The 14,543-nt window shown below is 71.6% G+C and carries 16 protein-coding genes; 11 read left to right on the top strand and 5 right to left on the bottom strand.

Going from position 1 to position 14,543, the window contains the following annotated elements:
- Window positions 1-103: 103 nt before the first annotated feature.
- Window positions 104-532 carry a nuclear transport factor 2 family protein gene (locus BMY61_RS39150; RefSeq protein ID WP_042442573.1) on the bottom strand — a complete coding sequence of 143 codons (429 nt, stop codon included), beginning with the start codon at window positions 530-532 and terminating at the stop codon, window positions 104-106.
- Between the two features lie 105 nt (window positions 533-637).
- Between BMY61_RS39150 and BMY61_RS39155 the strand changes: the two genes are divergently transcribed.
- Entirely contained in the window at window positions 638-1,549 is a 912-nt protein-coding gene (locus BMY61_RS39155) for a LysR family transcriptional regulator (protein ID WP_042442571.1), read from the top strand.
- A 146-nt stretch (window positions 1,550-1,695) separates the two neighbouring features.
- Here BMY61_RS39155 and BMY61_RS39160 read toward each other — a convergent pair whose 3' ends face one another.
- Together BMY61_RS39160 and BMY61_RS39165 are read right to left on the bottom strand one after the other, a co-directional pair.
- Window positions 1,696-1,983, bottom strand: a complete 288-nt coding sequence (locus BMY61_RS39160; protein ID WP_143094743.1) for a hypothetical protein — start codon at window positions 1,981-1,983, stop codon at window positions 1,696-1,698.
- A 355-nt stretch (window positions 1,984-2,338) separates the two neighbouring features.
- Window positions 2,339-3,487 carry an alpha/beta hydrolase family protein gene (locus BMY61_RS39165; protein WP_075004234.1) on the bottom strand — a complete coding sequence of 383 codons (1,149 nt, stop codon included), beginning with the start codon at window positions 3,485-3,487 and terminating at the stop codon, window positions 2,339-2,341.
- Window positions 3,488-3,598: 111 nt separating this feature from the next.
- On the opposite strand from BMY61_RS39165, the gene BMY61_RS39170 reads away from it, so the two are divergent.
- Window positions 3,599-4,051: a MarR family winged helix-turn-helix transcriptional regulator gene (locus tag BMY61_RS39170; protein WP_236655849.1), complete on the top strand. Its 453-nt coding sequence runs from the start codon at window positions 3,599-3,601 to the stop codon at window positions 4,049-4,051.
- A 95-nt stretch (window positions 4,052-4,146) separates the two neighbouring features.
- Window positions 4,147-4,659: a hypothetical protein gene (locus tag BMY61_RS39175; RefSeq protein ID WP_042442566.1), complete on the top strand. Its 513-nt coding sequence runs from the start codon at window positions 4,147-4,149 to the stop codon at window positions 4,657-4,659.
- Window positions 4,660-4,736: 77 nt separating this feature from the next.
- Here the strand turns inward: BMY61_RS39175 and BMY61_RS46775 are convergent, their stop codons facing one another.
- Together BMY61_RS46775 and BMY61_RS39180 are read right to left on the bottom strand one after the other, a co-directional pair.
- On the bottom strand, window positions 4,737-4,886 hold the full coding sequence (locus tag BMY61_RS46775) for a hypothetical protein (protein ID WP_161791193.1): 150 nt from the start codon (window positions 4,884-4,886) through the stop codon (window positions 4,737-4,739).
- A gap of 139 nt (window positions 4,887-5,025) precedes the next feature.
- Window positions 5,026-6,012, bottom strand: coding sequence for a helix-turn-helix transcriptional regulator (locus tag BMY61_RS39180; RefSeq protein ID WP_042442564.1), 987 nt, complete (start codon window positions 6,010-6,012; stop codon window positions 5,026-5,028).
- A 362-nt stretch (window positions 6,013-6,374) separates the two neighbouring features.
- Between BMY61_RS39180 and BMY61_RS39185 the strand changes: the two genes are divergently transcribed.
- From BMY61_RS39185 to BMY61_RS39220, 8 genes are all read left to right on the top strand, one after another.
- Window positions 6,375-8,093, top strand: a complete 1,719-nt coding sequence (locus BMY61_RS39185) for a carbamoyltransferase N-terminal domain-containing protein (protein ID WP_042442562.1) — start codon at window positions 6,375-6,377, stop codon at window positions 8,091-8,093.
- A 93-nt stretch (window positions 8,094-8,186) separates the two neighbouring features.
- Entirely contained in the window at window positions 8,187-9,149 is a 963-nt protein-coding gene (locus tag BMY61_RS39190; RefSeq protein WP_143094744.1) for a sulfotransferase domain-containing protein, read from the top strand.
- Window positions 9,149-10,522 (top strand): ATP-grasp domain-containing protein, encoded by a 1,374-nt coding sequence (locus BMY61_RS39195; protein WP_042442558.1) that lies wholly within the window; start codon window positions 9,149-9,151, stop codon window positions 10,520-10,522. Before BMY61_RS39190 ends, BMY61_RS39195 begins: the two co-directional genes overlap by 1 nt.
- A gap of 40 nt (window positions 10,523-10,562) precedes the next feature.
- Complete coding sequence (locus BMY61_RS39200; RefSeq protein WP_042442557.1) at window positions 10,563-10,823, top strand: YciI family protein; 261 nt, start codon at window positions 10,563-10,565, stop codon at window positions 10,821-10,823.
- Window positions 10,802-12,166: an MFS transporter gene (locus tag BMY61_RS39205; protein WP_082014729.1), complete on the top strand. Its 1,365-nt coding sequence runs from the start codon at window positions 10,802-10,804 to the stop codon at window positions 12,164-12,166. The genes BMY61_RS39200 and BMY61_RS39205 overlap by 22 nt, the downstream gene beginning before the upstream one ends.
- On the top strand, window positions 12,147-12,728 hold the full coding sequence (gene cysC, locus BMY61_RS39210; protein WP_042442554.1) for an adenylyl-sulfate kinase: 582 nt from the start codon (window positions 12,147-12,149) through the stop codon (window positions 12,726-12,728). Before BMY61_RS39205 ends, cysC begins: the two co-directional genes overlap by 20 nt.
- The gene (cysD, locus tag BMY61_RS39215) at window positions 12,728-13,669 is read left to right on the top strand and encodes a sulfate adenylyltransferase subunit CysD (RefSeq protein WP_075004235.1); all 942 of its coding nucleotides are present in this window, start codon (window positions 12,728-12,730) and stop codon (window positions 13,667-13,669) included. Before cysC ends, cysD begins: the two co-directional genes overlap by 1 nt.
- Window positions 13,670-13,671: 2 nt before the next feature.
- Window positions 13,672-14,543: sulfate adenylyltransferase subunit 1 (locus BMY61_RS39220; RefSeq protein ID WP_075004236.1), on the top strand; the 872-nt coding region annotated here is incomplete at its 3' end.

Genomic DNA, 14,543 nt, shown 5'->3' on the forward strand with positions numbered 1-14,543 from the left:
CGGAACGGCAGGACGCGTGGCCGATGCGGCGGCCGGCCCGAGGACGGCGACGCCCAAAGTCCTCCACTGGTCGAGGCAGGAGTCATGTCCGGGGCGGCACGCGTCAGGCGAGCCGGTCAGGGAGCGGGGCCAAGCTGTAGTTGGCCCAGACGTAGGCGTCCATCTGATGCTGGTCACCGGACAGGTTGCGGACCCGATCCACCTTGCCGTCGGCGTTGAAGTGCCACACGAGCGCCCACATCGTGTCGACCTTGCCGACTCCCTCGGTGGACCAGCCGCGGTGGATGTCGACGACGTACTCGTCGTTGGCCTCCAGGAACAGTGGCTCGGCCTGGAAGCCGGCCTTGCCGAGCTGGGTGAAGAACGCCACGATCTCCTCGACCCCGTGCTTGGTGCCGGACAACGGATGGTGGCCGGGGATGGTCCACTCGAGGTCGTCGGTCAGGACCTGCCGCATGCCGTCCAGGTCGTAGGCCGCGTAGGCGGCGAAGAACCTGCTGATGGCCTCGATCTTCGGGTTCGTGCTGGTCATGATGCCGCTTCCCTCGAGTCGTCCGGCGAGCTGTTCCGCTCACGTGATCAAGGCTGCCGGACCCTGGTCGGGGGCGTCCAATACCTGGTTCCATAACCTGGCGGCATGGACATCGACACCCGCCTGCTGCGCTACTTCACCGCCGTCGCCCAGGAAGGGAACCTCACCCGCGCCGCGGAGCGCCTGTTCGTCTCGCAGCCGGCGCTCACCAAGCAGATCAAGCAGCTGGAAACCCAGGTGGGCGTCGAGTTGTTCGTCCGGTCCCGTGCCGGGATGACGCTGACTCCCGCCGGCGCCGCACTGGCGAGCGAGGCCACCGCCGTGCTCACCGCCTGGCAGGTCGCGTTGCGCCGGACCCGCGCGGCCGCCGGCCGGGCCGCGCGTACGCTGCGGATCGGCTTCGTTGCCAGCGCAGCCAACGAACACACGCAGGAGATCGTCGCCGCCTTCGCCCGGCGGCACCCGGGCTGGCGCCTCGAGATGCACCAGTCCGACTGGGCGGACCCCACGGCGGGCCTGGCCGACGGCTCGGTCGACGCCGCACTGCTGCGGCTCCCCTTCCCCGGTCAGGAGGCCTTCCGCGTCACGACCTTGCTGACGGAGCCCCGCTGGGTCGCGCTGCCCGCCGGTCACCGGCTGGCGCAGGTCTCCGAAGTTCCCTTCCACGACCTGTGGGACGAGCCGTTCGTCGCCACCCCGCCGGAGTCCGGCTCGTGGCGTGACTGGTGGCTGGCCGCCGACGAACGCGACGGCCACCCGGCCCGCATCGGCGTCGTGGCGCACAACCCCGACGAGTGGCTCAACGCCATCGTCAACGGCTACGGCGTCAGCCTCACGCCCGCTGCCACCGCCCGCTTCTACCAACGCCCCGGTATCGTCTACCGCCCCGTCACCGGTGTCAGCCCCAGCCACGTCGCGGTCGCGTGGAGCGCGGCCGCCGACCACGACCGGATCGTCCAGGACTTCGTCCACGCCTGCACGACGGTCTGTGCCGAGCCGGAGGACCCGCGCCCATGAGCGTCTGAGTTGGGGCGGCTTCAGCCGGACGCCGACCGTGTCACGGACGGGCCTGGTGGGCTTCCCCCCAGCCGACACCGACCCCACACCGGCGACGACTCAGTGCCGCACGGCCCCCGCCGCCGACGTCCCGTCGGCCGCGCCGCTCACCGTTGCTCGCCCGCCTTCTGCAGGATCCGCTCAGCCTCGCGGACCGCCCACGACGTCCCGGTCTCGTCGAACTGCCGGTCCCAGGCCCGCTCGAACACGACAAGAAGCCGAGCACCGACGACGCCTGCCGCCGTCCACAGCACGGTGAGCACCGACAGGAACACCAGCAGCGCGTCACCCCCGCCGACGTGGGCCAGCGAGCCCGCGGCGAACAGGGCACCGCTGACCGCGAACCCGGAGTAGGCGACGATCGCCAGCCCCAGCGCGTACGAACGGTGCGTCACCGCGGCCCCCTGGACGGTCGGGAGGTGAGCCGGGCCAGGCGCGGGCACGTCTCGTCCGAGCCGCGGACCGCATGACGAAGAGCGCGCCGATCTGCATCGGCATGGCCGATGCCGTGGACGAGCCCCTGGTTCAGGACATCACGGAAAGTCATTGTTCCCTCTCCTCCACCCACCAGGGTTACCACACGAAACGCCCACGCAGCAGAGTGAAGGCGGTCGATACCTGCTGGAGTTGCACCGAGCCGCGCACTCCCCGCCCGGGAGCAGATCGCGCATGGATCACGGGCAGCGAACCAGGGGGCCGCGGCGCAGACCGCGCCACGAACCCCCCTCCCCGCCCTCGACTGGCGCAGTATCAGGCGCACACGCCCGCATCGGCGTCGGCGTCGGCATCGGCATCGGCATCGGCGTTGGCGTCGGCGTCCGCCAGGGCCCTCACCACCCAGTCCGCTGCCTGCGGCAGCCATTCGCCCTGCGCGTTGCCCAGGAGGTGGTTCCCGTGCGGGACGAGGAGGAGCTCCCCGGAGGGGAGTTCGGTGCGCACATCGCCCGCGTTCAGAACTCCGGGAATGCGGTCCTCACCCCCCTCGACCAGCAGGACCGGTCCGGTGAGCTGCTCGGCCAGGCCGGCCAGGTCCACCCGCGCGGCGAAGCTGCGCGCCGCCGCCGGGCCGCCGCAGCGCTGTGCCAGGGTGGCCGTGACGAAGGGCACCAGACCCGCCCAGTCCAGCCGGCCGGGCCCGCTGACCAACACCGCAGCCCGAAGCCGGCGTTCGCCCGCGGCAGACTTGGCGGCGAACCAGCCACCCAGGCTCAGGCCCACCACGGCCGACCGCTCGACATCCAGATCGCTCCGCTCGGACAGGGCGTCCAGGGCTCGACCGGCGATCTGCTGGTACTCGGGCTCGAACGTGCTCGTACCTGCCAGCACGCCCTGTCCCGGCCCGTCGATCGCGAGCACGCCGAGCCCCCGCGACAACAGCGCCTCGATCACGGCATGGAACTCCTCCTTGCTGGAGTCCAGCCCGGGCACCACCAGTGCCACCGGAACGCGCCCGCCCTCGGCCGGCCGCCGCAACCACCCCGCGAAGCCCTCGCCCTCGACCCGCTCGGCCGCCGGGTCCAGCAGGGCCAACGCCCGACCCATGGCCCGGTCCGCCTCCAGCGCGAGCCGGGCCACCGCCGCGCGGTCGGGGTGCGGGAGCAGCGTGCCGAAGTGGAACCAGCGCGCGGCCATCCGGTACGCCGCCCCCGCCGTCTGCGCCGTCGCGGCTCGCTCACCTACCGTCAGGTGCTCTCGGCCGGACGCCTCGCAGCGCACGGGCCAGTCCAACAGGGAGGTCAGGTCGGCCGTCACCCGGTCGTACTCGTACACGTCCAGCCCTGCACCGTGCGCCCGTGGCCGGTTCCCGGCGACGAAGGCGGCCGCCAGCCCGGGCGTCTCCAGGAACGCCAGGTCGACCTGCTCCCCTGGGCCTGCCGGTCCCCCGTTTGCTGATGTCACAACAGATCCTTCCGATGGTTCCCCTGTCCGATCTTCAACACATGGATCATCATCAAAGCATTGATGACTGTCAACCAGCTTGTCTCTCGCCAAGCCTTGTATGGTGGGATCATGGGAATGCCCGCGAACGAGCGCCTCGGACTCGACATCCGACGCGCTGAGCAGGAGCTGATGGCCGCCAAGCGGGCCGCGGTGGAACCGGCCGGACTCACCGTGCCGCAGTACGCCACCCTCCATGTGCTGGCCGAGAACGCCGGGATCAGCGGGGCGGCTCTGGCCCGCGCCTGCCAGGTCACCCCGCAGGCCATGGCCGTGGTGCTGAAGAACCTCACCGACCGTGGCCTGGTCGAACGCGCGCCCCACCCCTGGCACGGCAACGTCCTGGAGACGCGCCTCACGCCCGCCGGCCACACCGCCCTGACCCTCGCCGACGCCAGGGCCTGCGCCATCGAACACGCCATCGCCGAGGAACTGACCGAGGCCGAACGCACCCAACTGCGCGAACTCCTGGCCCGCTGCAACCACGCGGTCCGCCGCGCCGCACAGGCCCAGGCCGAGGCCTGACACGGCGTCGACTCAGGAGTTGTCCGAAGGCGCACACGGCCCCGATGAGATCGGTGGGCGGCTTCGCGTCGGACGAGGAGCGGTTAGCATCCCGCATGGCCACGCACTGGACGAACAGTTCCGAGACCTTCGCGCTGCTTCTTCGGCGCCAGGGACTCGACCCGGACGCGGTCGACGACGTCACGCGGGCATGGTCCGCGTTCCAGGAGTTCGTCCAGACGGACATCGACGGGATCGAGCCGGCGGAGGACGACGGCGACGGGTTCAGCGTGCAGTGCGGCCGCTGGGCCTGGCACGACAACCGTCCCGCGCTCGCCTTCACCCGGCAGTTCGCGGTGCGCGACGAGAGCGACCGGGACGACGGCTTCGGGCAGACGCAGCTGTGGAGCGTGGAGCTCGTCCTGTTCTTCTCCGACGCCCCGGCCGGGGCCGACCTCGACGCGACGGCGTGGTCCACCGGCATGGGCTTCGACTTCGATCCCATCGGACCGCAACGGGCCGCGGCCCTGATCCGGACCGCCGCGGTCATCGCGACGCTCCCACACGTCAGCGCGGTGTGGGCGGCGATCCCGGTCGGCAGCAGTCTCCGCCTGGAACGCGCGGACTGATCCGCGGGATCTCCGCCGTCCGCCGCGCGCCCGTGGTCCTGAGGCGGTCGCCCCAGGTCCCGGCTCACGCCAGTGGATCAGGCTCCCCAGCCGGAGTCGGCGGGGGCGACGGCCTGGGGTGTGGCGGACGCCTGGGAGGTGGTGGGGGCCGGCGCGTGGCCGGGGGCGGTGAGGAGCAGGGCCAGGGCGGCGAGGGCGGCGATGAGGAGTCTCTGCGCGAAAGCCATGATCTTTTGATTCCTGTCTGAGGGGTGGCGGGCGGAGGCCCGCTCTCATTGTTTCGAAGCGATGAGGCTGGTCAGGGACGTGTGGCCGGTCCGTTTCCCGCAGTGCGCAAAGCAGAACCCGGCGCCGCCCGGGCAGGCGCTACTCGTCGCGGAACCAGCCCTCGGCGTGGACCAGATAGCCGAGTTGGGCGCGGCTGCGGCTGCCCAGCTCCTCGGAGACGCGCTGGATGTGCTTGGAGACCGTGCGGGTGCTGATGCCGAGCTTGTGGGCGATGCCTGCGTCCGTGCACCCGTCGACGACCAGGCGGATGACGTCGCGCCGGACCCGGTCCGTGAGCAGTTCCGGTCTTCCACCGCCCGGTTCGACGGAGAGGGTCACCGCGTGGTCCCACATGTACTCGAAGACCTTCACCAGGTAGTCGACCAGGGACGGGGTGTTGATGACGAGTGCGGAGTGCTGCCGGTCCGGTCCGGCGGGGACGAAGGCGATGGCGCGGTCGCAGATGATCAGCCGGTCGAAGACCTGGTTGATGGTGCGCACCTGCGCGCCGTGCTCGGAGACCCGCTGGATGTAGGCGCGGGTGGGCGGATGGTTGCGCACGGTGTGCTGGTAGAGCGTGCGCTGTCGGACGCCGCGGGCGGACAGTGCCAGGTCGCGGGTGAGCGCCTGCTCGAGGATCTCGGCCGGGCGCCCGCCGCCGGGTTGGGCGGTGAGCAGCTCGAAGCGGCAGGAGTCGACGGCCTCCGCCAGGGCGGTGGAGATGGTCGCGGCGCCGCTGAGCTGGCGTATCGCGGGGCGACTGCGGTCCAGGAACTCGCGGTACACCGGTTCCGCCTCGGCCACGGCCCGGCGCAGTTTCGACAGCTGCTCCTGTTGCTCGGAGATCGCCTCCTCCAGCGGCCGGGAGAGGTCGGCCGCGGCGATGTCGGGGGGCATGGGGACGACGGTGTTCGGGTCGTCGGCGAGTGCGTGGACGAGCCCGAGCCGGGTGAGGCACTTGGGGGTCGCCGCGGTCGGCGCCCCGCCGTCGGCCCAGGCCTGCTGGTAGACCCGCATGCCGGCCTCGCAGATGCCGGCTCCGTTCCGCGTGCAGTCGCCCGCGGCATCTGCGTCGCCTGCTTGCATGCGTACCCCACCCCTTCCGGTTGACGCCGTGCGTGGGCACGAACGTCCTCACGTGTCGCTCCCGCTTCCTCTGCTCGGCAGAATCGAGTTCGCCAACGGCAGTGATCATGAGGTTCGGCGACGTGCTTGGTGCTGTCAATTGCGGAATCGGCACCTCCAGGTCGCTTGCGCACTGCCAATGGCGGCAAACACGGACAACAGCTGCCCAGGCGACTCCTGTCGCATTTACACCCTGAATGGCTCGACCCCTCAGGTGATGACAGGCCGTCGGCCCTGCATGCGGCGAGACGGAACGGGCATGCAGCGCCCTCCCCCGGGATCACGGGCGGACGGGGCAATCGGAACACTCGGGAGAATTTGTCATGATCACCGCTGGCTTGAAGCTGACCCAGAGCGGCGGCATAGCCCTGCTCAACGACGGAAAGCTCGAGTTCAACATCGAGATGCAGAAGCTTGCCAACGGTGCCCGCTACAGCAACGTTGACGAACTTGACGATCTCGTCGGAATTCTGGGCGGTTTCGGATACCGTCTCGACGACATCGGCACCTGGGCCGTCGACGGCTGGGACGGCGCCGAGTTCGGGCGGCTGGCCCGGCTGTCCGGCGGTTCCCCCGTCGAGCTGCTGGTCGCGCCCTACCGCGAGACGGCGCAGGTGCCCGACCCGCTGCAGCCGGGCCGACTGGGCGAGCTGCTGATCGGCGGCCGCAGCAAGAAGTACGAGAGCTACGTGCACGTGGGCAGCCACCTGGCCGCCGCCTACTGCACCAGCCCGTTCGCCCGCCGCGGCGAGGCCTCGATGGTCATGGTCTGGGACGGCGGCTGCTTCCCGCGCCTGTACTGCGTGGACGCGGACGGCCGGATCGAGCCGGGCGGCGAGGTCTTCCCGCTGATCGGCCACACCTACTCGATGGCCTCGCAGCACTGGGGCCCGTTCAAGCGAACCGCCAAGTCGCGCAACGTCGACGACCTCTCGGTGGCCGGCAAGATGATGGCCTACATCGCCCTCGGCACGGCCCGCGAGGAGATCAAGAAGGTCTTCCGCGAGGAGTTCCACGCCCACTTCGAGGCCGACACGCCGCAGGTGCACCGCTACCGCGCCGAGATCATCGGCTGCGGCAGCACCGGCGAGGGCTCGCACGCGTATGTGCACGCCTTCCTCGACGACGTGCACGCCCGGACCAACGCCCTCGGCGTCTCCGACGAGGACGTGCTGGCCAGCGTGCACGAGTTCCTGGAGGAGATGCTGATCGAGCGTCTCGCCGCCAAGATCCGCGCCTGGAAGGGCGACGAGCCCTGGAACCTGTGCTTCGCGGGCGGCTGCGCGCTCAACATCAAGTGGAACAGCGCACTGCGGGCGCACCCGATCATCAAGGCCATGTGGGTGCCGCCGTTCCCGGACGACTCCGGCTCCGCGATCGGCACGGCCGCCCTGGCCGCGGCCCGCGGCGAGGGCCTGCGGCCGATCGAGTGGGGCACCCGGCTGGGCCCGGCCCTGGACCGCACCCCGCACGTGCCGCAGGGCTGGACGGTGTCCCCCTGCCGCCCGGAGGAGCTGGCCCGGCTGCTGCACCGCACCGGCCAGCCGGCGGTCGTGCTGAACGGCCGCGCCGAGCTCGGCCCGCGCGCGCTCGGCGGCCGCAGCATCATCGCCCCGGCCGTCGACACCACGATGAAGAAGGCGCTGAACGACGCCAAGTCGCGGGAGTACTACCGGCCGGTCGCTCCCATCTGCCTGGAGGAGCACGCGCCGAAGATCTTCGACCCGGGCACGCCCGACCCGCACATGCTCTTCGAGCACTGGGTCCGGCCCGAGTGGGTGGACCGCCTGCCGGCGATCATGCACCTGGACGGCACGGCCCGGCTGCAGACCGTCAACCAGCACGACGACCCCACGCTCTTCGCGATCCTGCGCGAGTACCACAAGTGGAGCGGCGTCCCGGTGCTCTGCAACACCAGCGCCAACTACAACGGCCGCAGCTTCTTCCCCGACGCGGCGTCCGCCATGGAGTGGGGCCAGCTCGACCTGGTCTGGTCCGAAGGCGTGCTCTACCGGCGCGAGTTCGGCTCGGCCTCCGCCTGAGCGACGGAGGGTCCCGCGCCGCCTCCGCCACACCCGTAAGCAGCCCCACTGCCCCACTGCCCCGCGACGGGGCGTTCTTGAGGAGTACCGCACGTGCAACAAGCACCCCGGACCATGGTCGTCTCGCTGCAGAAGACCGGCACCCACCTGATGCAGGGTCTGATGCTGGAACTGGGCTACAAGATGACCGGCGTGCCGCGTCCCGCGCCGGACAACACCCCCGAGTTCGACGACGAGGCCCTGCTGCAGATCGCCTCGATCACCCGCTCCCGCGAGGAGTACGCCGAACTGCAGACGGTCAGCTCGGCCGAGCTGCGGCGCCGCACCCAGGACGACTGGGCCGCACTGGGCTGGAGCTGGCAGCGTCGGCTCGGGCAGCGCGTGGTCAACCGCTACGGTCAGACCCGTCTCGACCACGCCGACTCGGTGATCACCAACCCGCACATCAACTACAGCCGCTTCGCCGACACCCCGCCCGGGCTGTGCTGGATGTACCACGAACTCGACCTGGACAAGGTGGACGGCACCTTCCTGCAGGAGTGGGTGTCCACCGGGTCGCCGCGGCTGATCTTCAACTACCGCGACCCCCGCGACACCGTGGTCTCCATGATCAACTTCCTGGAGGGCAAGACCGCCGCCGGCTACGGCAACTTCTACGAGTTCGACATCTTCCACCGCGTGCTCACCTCGATGGACACCTGGGAGGAGAAGATCGACTACGCGTTGCGCGACACCTCCTTCCTCGGCCGCGACCAGTTCGAGCGCTCGCTGTGGATGCTGCGGCACCCGGACGTGTGCAAGGTCAGCTACGAGGACCTGGTCGGCCCCAACGGCGGTGGCACGCGCGAGCGCCAGCTCGACGCCGTGAGCCGGCTGCTCACCCACATCGGCAGCGACCTGGACCCGGAGAAGGTGGCCGACACGGTCTACAACCAGAACTCCTGGAGCTTCTTCAAGGGCCGCACCGGCACCTGGCGCGAGTACTTCAACGAGCGCAACCTGGCCCGCTTCAACGAGCAGTTCGGCGACCTGCTCCAGCAGTTCGGCTACGAGTGATGAAGCCCCGCGCGTTCGTGCTGCTCGGCGGGCTGCGGGTGATCCTGCGCAACCGGCTCTACCTCGACGAGCTGTCCCGCCGGGGACTGGCGATCCTGGTGCTGACCGGGGAGGAGTGGCGTGCCGAGGCGGCCCGGCAACTGGCCACCGAGGACGGCCCGATCACGCAGATCGCCGAGATCGGCTTCGCCCGCGGCACCGTGGGCGTCGAGGGCGGCTTCACCGCCGACACCGTCGCGCAGGTCCTCGCGTGGCGCGCCCGGTACGAGCTCTCCGGGGTCCTCGCCGCCGGCGAGATGCTGGTGGAACAGACCGGTGTCGTCGCCGACCTCCTCGGCCTGCCGTCCCCCGGGCTGCGCGCGACCCGCGTGTGCCGCAACAAGTACCTGCAGCGCGCCTACCTCGCCGGGCTGAGCCCGGCGGCGGTGGTGCTGCCGCCGGGCGGGCGGGCCGAGGCCGCTGCCGAGGCCGGTGCCTCCCTGTCCTTCCCGGCCGTGCTCAAGCCCTCAGGTCGGCGCTCCAGTTCGGGAGTGCGCACCGTGGCCGACCCCGCCGAGCTGGCGGCCTGCCTGGCCGACTACCCGGCCGAGGAGACGCTGCTGGTGGAGGAGTACGTCCACGGCCCGGAGTACTCGGTCGAGGCGCTGGTCGACAACGGCCGCGTGGTCTTCGAGTCGGTGACCGCCAAGGGCACCAACGAGGGCGGCGCCGGCCGCTTCGTGGAGCTCTCGCACACCGTCCCCGAGCCGCCCGGTCCGGCGCGCGACGCGCTGCTCGCCGCCAACCGCACCGTGGTGGCCGCCCTCGGCTTCGGCTCCGGGGTCATCCACAGCGAGCTGCGACTGACCCCGGACGGCCGGGCGCTCCTGATGGAGGCCGCGGCCAGGACACCCGGCGACGGCATCCTGCCGCTGTACCACCTGGCGACCGGACACGCGTTGGAGCCGGACATCATCGCCCTGGCCCTCGGCGAGCCGGTGGACCACCCCACCCCCACCCGCTGTGCGCGCCAGGTCTACCTGGAGACCCCGCCCGGTGTCCTCCAGGACGTGCGGATCCACCTCGACGGCGCCGCCGAACCGCTCTGGGCGGCCGACGGCGAGGCCTGGCCGGTGATGTCGCCGGGCCGGCCCGGCGACGCCCCGGCGCTGCGCGCGGTGCTGGTGCTGCAGGAACCGGGCGGCAGCGTGGTCGGCGCGTTCGAGGAGTCCGGGGACCGGGTGGTCACCTTCCTCATCGACGCGGCGACCCCGCAGGAGCTCGACCAGTACGAGGCCGTGGTGCGACAGGCGATCGAGGTCACCATTGCACCGGCCGCCACATCGGCCGACGCCTCGGTCGGCGCACCGGTCGGCGCACCGGTCGGCCTCTGACGCGGGCGCGGACGAGGACGAGAAAGAGAGAGACGAGAACATGTGGATCATCGAGCTCGCCTTCGGCGAGTCCGCCGAGCGCCTCGCCGCCAGGCCGGCGCACCGGGACAAGCTCACCGCCCTGCACGCGCAGGGCCAGGTGCTGCTGGCCGGCCCGTTGGCCGACGACTCCGGCGCGGTCATCGTGCTGGACGTGCCGGACCGCGAAGCGGTGGACCGGATCCTGACGGCCGACCCCTACTTCGCCACCACCGGGGTCACCGTCGTCGCGGTGCGCGAATGGAAGCCCTTCCTGCGGTGAACCTCATCAACCAGTCGCCAGCTGCGCCCACGGCCCCACCGCCACGGCGGTTGTGGGCGCTGCCCGTCTTCCAGAAGCTCTTCGTCGGGGACGCCGCAGCCCGGGTCGGCTACCAGGTGACCCTGTTCCTGCTGCCGTTGTTGGTGGTCACCCGACTGCACGGCAGCGGTTCGCAGGCGGGGCTCGTCTCCGGCTCCCAGTTCGTCCCGGTGCTGCTCTTCTCGCTCGGCGCCGGCGTGCTGGCGGACCGCGCACCCACCCGTCGGCTCATCCTGGCCGGCACGCTGGCCAGAGGCGCGGCGCTCGGCGCGCTGGGGCTGATGTGCGCGCTCACCGGGGTGACCTTCTGGGCGCTGCTCGCGACCGCGTTCGTGGTCGGCACGGGCAGCGTCGTCTACGACGTGGGCTACCAGGCCGGCATCCCGAGCCTGCTGCGGCCCGAGGAACTGACCCGGGGCAACGCCCTGCTGCAGTCCAGCAACTCGGTGTCGCAGATGGCCGGGCCCGCACTGGCCGGGGTACTGGTCCAGCAGGTCGGCCTGCCGCTGTCGCTGACGCTCGCCACCGCGCTGTTCGTCGGCGCGTTCGCCGCCTTCTGGCTGCTGCCGCTGGAGCAGGGGCTCGCGTCCGACGACACGGGGGCCGGGAGCCGGGGCGGAGCCGGCGGCCGCGCCACCGCGGGCCGGGGCCGGTCGGCCCTGGCCGGGCTGCGGTTCACGCTCGGCTGCCGCCCCCTGCGCGACCTGTGCGTCCAGTCCGGGCTGTTCAACCTGCACGAGGAGGCGTTCCTGACGGCCTTCCTGGTGTACGGGGTGCGCGCCGCCCACCTGACGGCCGGCACGATCGGCCTGCTCATCGGGTTCGGCAGCATCGGCACCCTGCTCGGCTCGGCCGCCGCCGGTCGCCTGGCCGACCGACGGCACGCCGGCCGCAGCCTGGTCGTGGGACTGGTCGGAGCCTCGGCCGGCTTCCTGATCGGCCCGCTGCTCTCCTCCCACGTCCCGACGATCCCGCTCTACGGGACCGCCTTCCTCCTCAACGGCTTCGCTCTCGGCCAGTACAACGTGTACGCGGTCAGCATGCGGCAGGCCATCCCGCCCAAGCGGTTCCTCGGGTCCGCCACGGCCGGGTACCGCCTGGTCTCGCTCGGCCTCGCACCCGTCGGCAGCCTCCTCGGCGGCTGGCTCGCCGACCGGCTCACCGCGGGCTCGGCCCTGTACGTGATCGCGGTCTCGATGACCGTCACTTCTCTGCTCATCCTCGCCTCCCCGATCCGCCGCATCCGGCGGGTGGAGGACGCATCGGCCCTGGGAGGGCGACACCATGACGACGACTCGGACTGAGGCCCGCGACGCGGCGCCGACCTGCTGCGGCTGCGGGGCGACGGTGTGGCTGACCGGCCTGCCCAGCGCCGGGAAGACGACGATCGCCTCCGCGCTGGCCGAGCGGCTGCGCGCGGACGGCCGACGGGTGGAGATCCTCGACGGCGACGAGGTCCGCGCCGCCCTCTCGGCCGACCTCGGCTTCTCCCGCGAGGACCGGCGCGCCCACATCGCACGGGTCGGCATGATCGCCGAGGTCCTCGCGCGCAACGGGGTGCTCGTCCTCGTGCCGGTGATCGCCCCCTACGCCGACGCGCGGGCGGCGATCCGCCAGCGGCACGTGAGCAGCGGCACCGCGTACTTCGAGGTGCACGTCGCGACCCCGGTGGACGTCTGCTCCGAGCGGGACGTGAAGGGCCTGTACGCCAAGCAGGCCGCCGGTGAGATCTCCGGTCTGACCGGCGTGGACGACCCCTACGAGGTGCCCACGTCACCCGACCTGAGGCTGCGTGCGGACATCGAGTCGGTGGCCGAGTCCGCCTCGGCGCTGCTGAACTTCCTGGCTGAGAAGGCGTTCGTCTAGTGCTCCAGACTTCCACCCCACCCCCGGCGCCACCGCGGTCCGCACCGACCCGTCTGTCGCACCTGGACGCGTTGGAGGCCGAGGCCGTCCACATCTTCCGCGAGGTGGCGGGCGAGTTCGAGAACCCGGTGATCCTCTTCTCCGGCGGCAAGGACTCCATCGTCATGCTGCACCTGGCGCTGAAGGCCTTCGCGCCCGCGCCGGTGCCGTTCGCGCTGCTGCACGTGGACACCGGCCACAACTTCCCCGAGGTCCTCGCCTACCGCGACCGGGTCGTGGCCGAGCACGGCCTGCGCCTGCACGTCGCCTCCGTCCAGCAGTTCATCGACACAGGACGGCTGCGCGAGCGCCCCGACGGCACCCGCAACCCGCTGCAGACCGTCCCACTGCTCGACGCCATCGAGACGGGCCGCTTCGACGCCGTCTTCGGCGGCGGCCGCCGCGACGAGGAGAAGGCCCGCGCCAAGGAACGCGTCTTCTCCCTGCGCGACGAGTTCGGCGCCTGGGACCCGCGCCGCCAGCGCCCCGAGCTGTGGTCGCTCTACAACGGCCGCCACGCGGTCGGCGAGCACGTGCGCGTCTTCCCGCTGTCCAACTGGACCGAGCTGGACGTGTGGCAGTACATCGAACGCGAGAAGATCGACCTCCCCGAGATCTACTACGCCCACGAGCGTGACGTCTTCGCCCGCAACGGCATGTGGCTGACCGCCGGCGAGTGGGGCGGCCCGAAGGACGGCGAGACCGTCGAGCGGCGCCTGGTGCGCTACCGCACGGTCGGCGACATGTCCTGCACCGGCGCCGTCGACTCCGACGCCGACACCATCGCCGCGGTGATCACCGAGATCGCCGCGAGCCGCCTGACCGAACGTGGCGCCACCCGCGCGGACGACAAGATGTCCGAGGCCGCCATGGAGGACCGCAAGCGCGAGGGGTACTTCTAACCATGACCGTGACCGCGGACGAGATCACCGCCACCTCACTGCTGCGCTTCGCCACCGCCGGCTCCGTCGACGACGGCAAGTCCACCCTGGTGGGCCGGCTGCTGCACGACTCCAAGTCGGTGCTGGCCGACCAGCTCGAGGCCGTCGAGCACGCCTCGCGCAAGCGCGGCCAGGAGGCCCCCGACCTCGCGCTGCTCACCGACGGCCTGCGGGCCGAGCGCGAGCAGGGCATCACCATCGACGTCGCCTACCGCTACTTCGCCACCCCCCGGCGCCGGTTCATCCTGGCCGACACCCCCGGCCACGTGCAGTACACCCGCAACATGGTCACCGGCGCCTCCACCGCCGAGCTCGCGGTCGTGCTGGTCGACGCCCGCAACGGCGTGGTCGAGCAGACCCGGCGCCACGCGGCCGTCGCCGCGCTGCTGCGCGTCCCGCACGTCGTGCTGGCCGTGAACAAGATGGACCTGGTCGACTACGCCGAGCCCGTCTTCGCCGCGATCGCCGAGGAGTTCGGCGCCTACGCCGCCTCGCTCGGCGTCACCGACGTCGTCGCGGTCCCGATCAGCGCCCTGGCCGGCGACAACGTCGTCGAGCCGTCCGCGAACATGGACTGGTACGGCGGCCCGACGCTGCTGGAACACCTGGAGACCGTCCCGGTCGGGACCGACCCCAGCCAGGAGCCGGCCCGGTTCCCGGTGCAGTACGTGATCCGCCCGCAGTCGGCCGACCACCCCGACTACCGCGGCTACGCCGGCCAGCTCGCCTCCGGCGTGCTGCGGGTCGGCGACGAGGTGACCGTCCTGCCGGCCGGGATCACCACCACCGTCGCCGGGATCGACGTGCTCGGCGAGGAACGCGACATCGCCTGGGC

Origin of the sequence: Streptacidiphilus jiangxiensis, assembly GCF_900109465.1 — a bacterium.
GTDB lineage: Bacteria > Actinomycetota > Actinomycetes > Streptomycetales > Streptomycetaceae > Streptacidiphilus > Streptacidiphilus jiangxiensis.